This is a genomic window from Planktothrix tepida PCC 9214, from assembly GCF_900009145.1.
Taxonomy (GTDB): domain Bacteria; phylum Cyanobacteriota; class Cyanobacteriia; order Cyanobacteriales; family Microcoleaceae; genus Planktothrix; species Planktothrix tepida.
On the sequence record NZ_LN889839.1, the window covers coordinates 1 to 674 of the forward strand.

Sequence of the window (674 nt, forward strand, 5' to 3'; positions counted from 1 at the left end):
CCCAATCTCTCGGTCAATTTCCAGAGATTGCTGGTGATAGGATATAGCATCTTCGTAACGTCCTAAGCAATTGTAAGCAATGCCTAAATTGCATAAAGAACTAGCTTCCCCCCCTCTATCCCCAATCTCTCGGTAAATTTCCAGAGATTGCTGGTAATAGGATATCGCTTCTTCGTACTGTCTTAGGGAATTGTAAGCAATGCCTAAATTGCCTAGAGAAGCAGCTACCCCCTCTCTATCCCCAATCTCTCGGTAAATTTCCAGAGATTGCTGGCAATAGGATATCGCTTCTTCGTAGCGTCCTAGGGAATTGTAAGCAATGCCTAAACCATTTAAAGAATAAGCTACCCCTCCTCTATCCCCCATCTCTCGTCGAATATCCAGAGATTGCTGATGATAAGATATCGCTTCTTCGTAGCGTCCTAGGGAATTGTGAGCATTGCCTAAATTGTTTAAATAAACTGCTACCCCCTGTCTATCCCCAATCTCTCGGTAAATTTCCAGAGATTGCTGGTGATAGGATATGGCATCTTCGTAGCGTCCTAGGGAATTGTAAACATTGCCTAAATTGCCTAAAGAATTAGCTATCCCCCGTCTATTCCCAATCTCTCGGTCAATTTCCAGAGATTGCTGGTGATAGGATATAGCATCTTCGTAACGTCCTAAGCAATTGT

Annotated in this window: 1 protein-coding gene; it reads right to left on the reverse strand. The window is 43.3% G+C overall.

What is annotated here, in order from left to right; all coding sequences use genetic code 11:
* A partial coding sequence (locus PL9214_RS29375; RefSeq protein WP_139295210.1) for a tetratricopeptide repeat protein occupies window positions 1–674 on the reverse strand: 674 nt, incomplete at both ends.